Origin of the sequence: Aquabacterium sp., assembly GCF_041915145.1 — a bacterium.
Taxonomy (GTDB): domain Bacteria; phylum Pseudomonadota; class Gammaproteobacteria; order Burkholderiales; family Burkholderiaceae_C; genus Aquabacterium.
In genome coordinates this window covers 1-7,093 of the sequence record NZ_JAYSBZ010000109.1, presented here as the reverse complement: position 1 = coordinate 7,093, position 7,093 = coordinate 1, and the positions used below count along the sequence as shown (strand labels likewise).

Here is a 7,093-nt window from a genome sequence, read left to right as displayed (position 1 = left end):
TGGCGGAAGTTACTGCACCTCTGCGGACAAAGAAAAAGGCCCAAGTCGTTGATTTACTTGGGCCTTTTGGATGTTCGCGAACTATTGCGAACCATTGAGTGGTGGAGCCGGCGGGAATTGAACCCGCGTCCGAAAGCCATCACCGGGCAGTTCTACATGTTTAGCTGTCTGATTTGATTCTCACGGCCTTGGCGCGCAGCAGCACGCTCCAATAACCGCCAGTCACGTAGTCTCGCTTTGGGTCGTGTGACCCGACTCAAAGCCAGCCGATGAGAATGACCTTGCTGGTGTTGCCACCACAGCCCATCGGCAGGCTGTTGCAAGGCACGCCGGTGTTAAGCGGCGAGTGCGAACGTTTGATCGTTTGCAGTTACTTTTTTCCAGTGGATTTACGAGCGGACTGGTGCTCGACATGCCCTACGTCGGATCCGCACCCTCGTCGAAACCAGGTCGGCCCCTCAAGGGTGAGATGTTAGGGCAGTTCCGGGACTTTCAAGGCGTGGATGCGTGCATTTTTGCCTGATTGCCCGCCGGCTCAATGCATGCTGAATTGCGCGCGTGTCGTCGGGCCCTTGTCGGCAATGCCTGCTGAGGTGGCTTTCGACGCCGTGAGCTGCGCCCGCTCGGGCGGCAGCTTGTTGGCCAGATAGGCCTTGACGGCGTCGGCGCGGCGGTTGGCGAGCTGCAGCAGGGCGTCGGCATCGGCCGGCGCGTTGGCCTCGAGGATGGCCTGCATCTCGGCCGGCGGCAGCGACTTGGCTAAGCCCACCACGTTGCGCGGCTTCTTCACGTCGGCGGCCTTGTAGGCGGCTTCGAGCCAGCTGTCGTGCTCGTTGTCGGCGATCGTCACGTCGGCCGCTTCGGTGCCGGTGGACTTGGCCTTGGCTTGCCGCATCAGGCGCGTCACGTAGCGTTTCTTCAAGCCATCGACGTCGAAGCTCGGGTCGGCATGACCGGTGATCTCCAGCTTGAGGGCAGGGCGGTCGGTGAGCAGCTTGGCGAGCGTGTCGAGTCGCTTGGTGGTTTCGTCGTCCAGCCGGGCCGAGCCCGGGGCAAAGGCGACGAATCCCAGTTCTTCGCTGCCGCCACCGATGCCGGACAGCAACGAGAACGGCGCGGTGACGGCCTTGGTGAGCAGGTTGACGATCACGCGCACCACGATGCCACCCACCGAGAAGTCGGGGTCGTCGATCGAGCCCGAGATGGGCAGGTTCACGTCGATCACGCCGTTGCGGTCTTTCAGCAGCGAGACGGCAAACAACACCGGCAGCTTGGTGGCGTCGGGGCTGTCGACCTTGTCGCCGAAGGTCAGCTGGTCGAGATAGATGTTGTTGTTGGCTTCAAGCTGGCCGTTGCTGACCTTGTAGTTCACATTCACCGACAGCGTGCCCTTCTCGATGGCGTAGCCGGCGTAGCGGGCCGCGTAGGGCGAGAAGCGTGTCATCTCGATGCCTTTGGCCGACGCGGTGATGTCGGTGGTCAGGCGCGCGCCGAGCGGGTGGATGCGGCCCGAGATGTCGAGCGGTGCGGCGTCGTCCACCTTGCCGGTGATCTTCAGGTCGGCCGGCTCGGGTTTGTTGGACGACACGCCCGAGACCGTGCCGTTGATCTGCGTGAGGCGCGCCGAGTAGTTGGGCTTGATGAAGGTGTCGGTGAAGTCGATGCGGCCATTGGCGAGCGTGATGCCGGCCCAGCGCAAGTTGGGGGGCAGCTTGTTGGCGTCAGCGGGGGCGGATGCGGCGCTGGCCGGGGCGGCTGGCGGTGCCGCGGCGGGCTTTTGGCCGGGTGCGGTGGGTGTGGTGATCGACTGCGCCTCGGCGCCCTTGGCGCGCAGGATCTGCGCCACGTTGAGCGTGCCGTCGGGGTTGAGGATGAGGCGGGCGTAGAAGTCGCGCAACGCGATCTGGCCGAAGTCGGCGGTGAGGTTGTTCTGCTTCCACTCGGCGCTCAGGCCGTCGAGCGAGAAAGCCTTCCAGCGCAGGAACTCGGCCGAGGTGATGCGGTCTTGCGTGCGCAGCTCGGTCACGCCGACGCGGCCCTTGTAGCGCGCGGCCAGGTCGCCACCCGCGCCGGCCTCGAGCGCCACGTTGCCGTCGGCTTGCACCTTGATGCTGCCCAGCGTGATGTTGAGGTAGGGGTCGACGTAGGGCTGCATGCCGCGCAGGTCGACGTTCTTGATCTGTACCTTGCTTTGCAGCTTGAGCGGCTCGGGGCGCACCTCGCCGCTGAGTTGCAGCGTGCCCGAGTGTTGGCCGACACCGCTGATCTCGAACTGGCTGGTGTGGCTCAGGTCGCTCGACAGCGACGCCAGCTTGATGTCGGACTTGAGCAGCGAGTAGTTGCTGGCCTGGGCCGTGGTGTGGTCGGTGATGTTGAAGTTGCAGGCTGTGCAGCGCAACTCGCCGAGTTCGATGCGCGGCAGCGGCGCGGCCTTGGCGGGCTTCTCGGGTTTCGTGGGCGATGAGGCGGTCGTCGTGGCCGAGGCCGGCGCCCACAGCCAGCGGCCGTCGGCGCTGCGGGTGAGGGTGGCGTCGAGCTGCTCGATGCGCAGCGCGTCGAGCTTGGCCAGGTCAAGGCTGGCGCCCGCGTCGCCCAGCTTGAGCACGGCCTGCAGGCTGCCGGCGCTGAGCTTGGGCAGGGTCAGGCGATCAGCCGTCACGCCTTTGGGGGCGTTGGTGCTTTGTGCCTGGATGCCCGCCAAGTCGAGTTGGCCTTGCGTGAGCGCCAGGGCTTGCGGGTCGAGTTGCAAGTGAGCGCGCAATGCCACGGTGCCGGCTGAAACCGTGGCCGGCAGGGCTGCCGCAAACGGCGCCAGCCAGGGGCCGGGTTGCAGTTGCTCGACGGCGACGTCGAGCGCGGCCTGGCGCTGCGCCAGCTGCACGCTGCCACCGAGTTTGACCGTGCCCTGCTTGGCATCGGCTGCGCTGAATTGCAGCTTGGCCGGCGCCGCTTTGGCACCGGAATCGAGCCCGCTCAACGCCAGCTTGAGCGGGCCGATCAGCGGCAGCTTCTGCCCGGCTTGCGGTTCAACCTGGATGGCCGAGGCGGCCACGTCGATCTGGCCGATGCGCCAGGCCCAACTGGCGTTGGTGGTGGCGGCCGCTGGCCCCGATGCGGCCGAGGCAGGGGGGGCGACACCGTGTGGGCGCGGCCCCACCTCCACACCCAGCCCGCTGAGCGCGATGCGGCCCACGCTGGCTTGACGCTGCAAAGGTTGAACGTCGATGCCGCTCACATCGAGCGCTTGCCAGCGCCAGGCCAAGGCTTGTTGCGGCCAAGCTGCGTCGAACCCCGATACCGTCACCTGCCCGCCGATCTTGAGCGTGGACACGGCCGGCGCGGGGCGCTGCTCGAAGGCGATGTGCAACTGGGTGTCCAACTGGCCTCGGGTCACGTCGAGGCGCAGCTCGGGCGGCAGCAGGGGGCGCGCAGCGCGAGCCCAGTAGGCCAAGTCCACCGCGCTCCAGTTGAGGTCGATGTCGGAGTGCAGGTCTTTGTCGAAGGGCTGGGTGCTGCCGGTGATGCGCAGCGGGCTGCCGTCCACCTTGGCTTCGAGTAGCGGGTGCACGTCGACCTCGACGTCGCTGGGCAGGTTCGACAAGAACGGCACGCCCGCGTTGAGGTCGTTGATCAGGTGGTCTTCGGGGTGGGCCGGGTCGATGACGTGGTCAAGGTAGCGGATGCGCCCGCCGCTGATGCGGATGTTGTGGACGGCGAATTTGGCCGGCTTGTTGTCGGGTTGCTTGGGCTGGGCGTTGAGGTGGTCGAGCACCGGCGAGAAATTGAAGCGCTGCTCGCCGGTGCGCTCGATGAACAACTGCGGCTCGACCAGCGTGACACGGCTGACCACCGGCGCCAGTCGCCACAGCGATTGCAGCGACACGCGCGCCTCAAGCTGCTTGAGCTTCACGAACTCGGCCTGCGCCGGGCCGACGCGCAGGCCGTCGAGCCGCGCGGTGAGCGTCCACGGCGAAATCGACAAACCGTCGAGCCGCACCGGCGTGGCCAGCGCCTGCGTGGCCGCGGTTTCGATCTGCGGCTTGAGCCAGCGCGGCAGCAGCCAGCCGGCGCCCGCCGTCCAGACCAGCGCGACGGCACCGGCGACGAGGCCGATGCGCCGCAGGCGGGGTGAGCGGAGCAGGGCGGTGGCGTCGGGCATGGGGAGAGGGAGTCGGATTTACGCGGCCAGCAGCGTCAGCAGGTCTTGCGGGCGGTTGATGATGGCGTCGGCCTGCCAGCTGGCGATTTCGCTCTGGCCGATGTAGCCATAGCCGGCGGCCACCACCGGCATGCCGGCGGCACGGGCGGCTTGCACGTCGCGCAGGTCGTCACCCACGTAGAGCGCGTGCTCGGGCGCGATGCCGATCTGCTCGCAAGCGAACAGCAGCGGCGCGGGGTGCGGCTTGGCGTGCGGGGTGGTGTCGCCGCTCACGGCCACGGCGGCACGGTGGCCGATGCCCAGGCCCGCCAGCACGCCGGGCGTGAAGCGCTTGGGCTTGTTGGTGACCACGCCCCAGGGCAGGCGGCGGGCTTCGAGTCCGGCCAGCAGTGCTTCGGTGCCGTCGAACAGCACGCTGTGGAGGCTGGAGATGCCTTCGTAGATGTCGAGAAACTCGTGCCGCAGCGCTTCGAAGTTGTCGTGCTCGGGCTCGGCTTGCAGGCCGATGTGCAGCAGGCCGCGTGCGCCGGCCGAGGCCCAGGGGCGCAGCTCGGCAATGGGCATGGCGGGCAGGCCGCGCCGCTCGCGCATCACGTTGAGGGCGCCGCCCAGATCGGGCGCGGTGTCGGCGAGGGTGCCGTCAAGGTCGAACAGCACGGCGCGGGGGGCAAAGGTGATGGTCATGCTCGCCACCTTCACGCCTTGCGGCACGCCACCATGTAGTTGACGCTGGTGTCGCCCGACAGCCAATAGCGCTGCGTCAGCGGGTGGTATTCGAGACCCTTCATGGCCACCGGCCCGAGGTTGGCGTTGCGCGCCCATTGCGTGAGCTCGGCGGGCTGGATGAAGCGGGCGTATTCGTGCGTGCCGCGCGGCAGCAGCTTGAGCACGTACTCGGCGCCGACGATGGCGAACAGGTAGGACTTGACGTTGCGGTTGAGCGTCGAGAAGAACACCCAGCCACCCGGCTTGACCATGTCGGCGCAGGCCTGGATGACCGAGGCGGGCTCGGGCACGTGCTCGAGCATTTCCATGCAGGTGACCACGTCGAACTGGCCGGGCTGTTCGGCGGCCAGGGCCTCGGCGGCTACCGAGCGATATTGCAGGTTGGCGACGCAGCCTTCCATGGCGTGCAACTGGGCGACCTTGAGCGGCTTGTCGGCCAGGTCGATGCCCAGCACGTTGGCGCCGCGCTTGGCCATCGATTCGGCCAGGATGCCGCCGCCGCAGCCAACATCAACCACGCGCTTGCCGGCGATGGCGGCTTGCGCGTCGATCCAGTCCAGGCGCAGCGGGTTGATCTGGTGCAACGGGCGGAATTCGCTCTCGGCGTCCCACCAGCGGTGGGCGAGTTCGCTGAATTTGGCGAGTTCTTGGGGGTCGGCGTTGACCCGGCTGTCAGGGGTGTGGGAGGTAGCGGTGCTCATGCTGCGATGCTACCCAAACCCGGCCTCGCGCTGATGACGTGGGTCTACAAATCGAGGCAGGCGACGTGGGCTCCGAACGCAACGTGGCCGCGTGCCGGGCGTCTGGCTCGATGCCTCAGCCCGGGTTGACGCGGCCCAGCACTCGCGGGCGCAGCGCCTCGGGAATGGCCGCCGCCAGCTCGCCGGCAAAGCGTGCCTGGTCGGCCCAGCCGCGCTGGGCATCGGGGTCGATGGTGGACACGCGCACCAGCATGCCGTCGGGCAGCAGGCCTTGCAGGCCCAGCTTGAGCACCCGGTTGCGCATGCCGCGCATGTCGGGCACCACCTCGTCGCCGACCACCATCCAGTAGGTCAGCGGCTCGGGCCGGTTGGGCAGGGCGGTGTCGAGCCGGGTGACGGGCACGTCCTGCCCCTGCAGGCGCAGCACGCCGCGTTGCGCATCGCTCACCCGGAAGCCGCGAAACGCGTAGCAGCGTTCGGGCAGATGCAGCTGATCGCGGGTGGACTGCCGCTCGCTGTAGGCCACCGACAGCATCACGCGCCGCCCCTGGTCGTCGATGTAGATGCGTTCGAGCACGGCGCTGTAGGTGGCGTAGATGTCGGCTTGCACGTCGGGCGGGCGCACGAAGATCTCGCCGCCGGGGTCGGTGCGCCAGCGCCCGAATTGGCGCGGGAAGATGTCTTCGAGCCGCACCCGAGGGCGCAACTCGGCCATGGCGCGCGGCTTGAACCAGGCGGCCCCGCCGGCCGTGGTCAGCATGCCGGCAGTCAGCAGCAGAGCGGCGCGGCGCGTGGGGTGTCGGGGCGAGGTCATGGGCGTGAGGGCTGATCAGTGGGCCCAGCGCGCCGGCAAGGTCCGGCTCAGCAGGCGATCGACCACGCTGATCAGGCCCAGCGCCACGGCGAACAGCAGCAGCCCCGCCGCGCCGTGCACGAAGCCTTGGCCGACGCGGTCGCCAAGGTGGTAGGTCACCAGCACCAGCACGATCACGCGGATCACGTTGGCCGCGAAGGCCAGGGGCACCACCAGCAGCGCCATCAGCGCGTTGCGCACCGCGCTGCGGTAGTTCATGAGGTGCGTGTAGAGCAGGCCCATGGCCTCGAGAGTGAACATGGTCTGCAACCCGGCGCAGGCCTCGGCCACCAGCAATTCGTATTGCCCCACGGTGATGACCACGCCCGAGCGGCCTACCGGGTAGCCCACGCCGTGCAGCACGCCGGTGGCCACGGCCGACACGGCCGTCTTCATCGGGCCGGTGAGCAAGGTGGTGACGGAGTACGGCAGCGGCACCACGAAGAACAGCAGGAACAGCGGGAACCACGCCAGGCGCAACCCCGCCCAGCCCTTGAGGCACAGTACGGCGGCGGCCAGCACCAGCATCAGCGCGGCCAGCTCGACGGGCGCAATTTGTTGGGTGCGACCCAGGCTGTACAACGCCAGGCCCGGCAAGCCGAAAGCCAAAGTGCCGCCCACGGCGCAGCGGCGCGGCAGAGCAGCCAGCGCAGC

General features: G+C 68.0%; 5 protein-coding genes and 1 other RNA gene. All 6 read right to left on the bottom strand.

All coding sequences use genetic code 11. The features are described 5' to 3' along the window. Positions 1–99 precede the first annotated feature (99 nt). Positions 100–458, bottom strand: a transfer-messenger RNA (tmRNA) gene (gene ssrA / locus ACE3SS_RS14275). Positions 459–535: 77 nt separating this feature from the next. Further along, complete coding sequence (locus tag ACE3SS_RS14270) at positions 536–4,159, bottom strand: DUF748 domain-containing protein (RefSeq protein ID WP_374595073.1); 3,624 nt, start codon at positions 4,157–4,159, stop codon at positions 536–538. Between the two features lie 18 nt (positions 4,160–4,177). Continuing rightward, complete coding sequence (gene gph / locus ACE3SS_RS14265) at positions 4,178–4,843, bottom strand: phosphoglycolate phosphatase (protein WP_374595071.1); 666 nt, start codon at positions 4,841–4,843, stop codon at positions 4,178–4,180. Between the two features lie 11 nt (positions 4,844–4,854). After that, positions 4,855–5,586, bottom strand: a complete 732-nt coding sequence (gene ubiG / locus ACE3SS_RS14260; protein WP_374595069.1) for a bifunctional 2-polyprenyl-6-hydroxyphenol methylase/3-demethylubiquinol 3-O-methyltransferase UbiG — start codon at positions 5,584–5,586, stop codon at positions 4,855–4,857. A 115-nt stretch (positions 5,587–5,701) separates the two neighbouring features. After that, the gene (locus ACE3SS_RS14255; RefSeq protein ID WP_374595067.1) at positions 5,702–6,400 is read right to left on the bottom strand and encodes an exosortase C-terminal domain/associated protein EpsI; all 699 of its coding nucleotides are present in this window, start codon (positions 6,398–6,400) and stop codon (positions 5,702–5,704) included. A gap of 15 nt (positions 6,401–6,415) precedes the next feature. Then, a partial coding sequence (gene xrt, locus ACE3SS_RS14250; RefSeq protein WP_374595065.1) for an exosortase occupies positions 6,416–7,093 on the bottom strand: 678 nt, incomplete at its 5' end.